We start from the raw sequence: 881 nt of genomic DNA on the forward strand, positions 1-881 counted from the left end.
CTCTACCAGCGCTGCCTGGCGATCGACCCGAAGGACGCGATTGCCGCCTTCAACCGCGCCAACTGCCTGCGCGGCGCCGGCCGGATCGCCGAAGCGGCGCATGACTATGCCCGCGCCATAAAGCTCGATCCCGGCTTTGTGGAAGCCTGGTTCAACCTCGCCGGCCTGATGAGCGACGAGGGCAAGGTGGCGTCGGCAAGGCGCCACCTGCAGAAGGCGATCGCGCTCGACAAGGCCTATGCCGACCCGGTGTTCAACCTGGCGCGGCTGGAGTTCGATGCGGGCAATCTGACGGAAGCCCGCCGGCTGTGGGTGCGCTATCTGGAGCTGGACTCGGAGTCCGAATGGGCGCGGACTGCGCAAAAGGGGATACAATTCGTGGATCTACATATGGCACGCACGGCGGGGTAGCGCTTCCTCCTTCTCCCCCTGTGGGGTCCGAAGGACGGGGCGAGACCCGTGGCTCGCCCCCGGGCGGTGGATCGGCGCGCAGCGCCGAGACGGATGAGGGGTGTTGGAAGGAATGAGGCGCTGGTGACCTTGTCGCAAGTAAGGATATTGGCGGGCGTATCCGCCAAGCTGGAGCACCCCTCATCCGTCCGAGCTTCACTCGGCCACCTTCTCCCACAACAAGGGGAGAAGGCGAGGTTGGCGCATCCATGACCCACTTCCTCTTCGACGGCTTCGACACTGCTCCCGTCACCATCCTGCTCGCCCATGGCGCCGGCGCGTCGATGGACTCGCCTTCGATGACAGCCACCGCCAAGGCGCTCGCGGCGGCCGGCTTCCAGGTCGCGCGCTTCGAGTTCCACTATATGGCCGCGCGCCGCTATGGCCACCGCAAGCCGCCGCCGCGCGCCGAGACGGTCAACCCCGAATAC

The 881-nt window shown here is 66.6% G+C and carries 2 protein-coding genes; both read left to right on the forward strand.

All coding sequences use genetic code 11. The annotated features are described in order from the left end of the window. The coding region (locus tag EOA28_RS37180; protein WP_128315912.1) for a tetratricopeptide repeat protein at positions 1-411 on the forward strand (411 nt) is incomplete at its 5' end. Positions 412-659: 248 nt separating this feature from the next. Next, positions 660-881: alpha/beta family hydrolase (locus EOA28_RS37185; protein WP_348633456.1), on the forward strand; the 222-nt coding region annotated here is incomplete at its 3' end.

This window comes from Mesorhizobium sp. M2A.F.Ca.ET.067.02.1.1, from assembly GCF_004023285.1.
GTDB lineage: Bacteria > Pseudomonadota > Alphaproteobacteria > Rhizobiales > Rhizobiaceae > Mesorhizobium.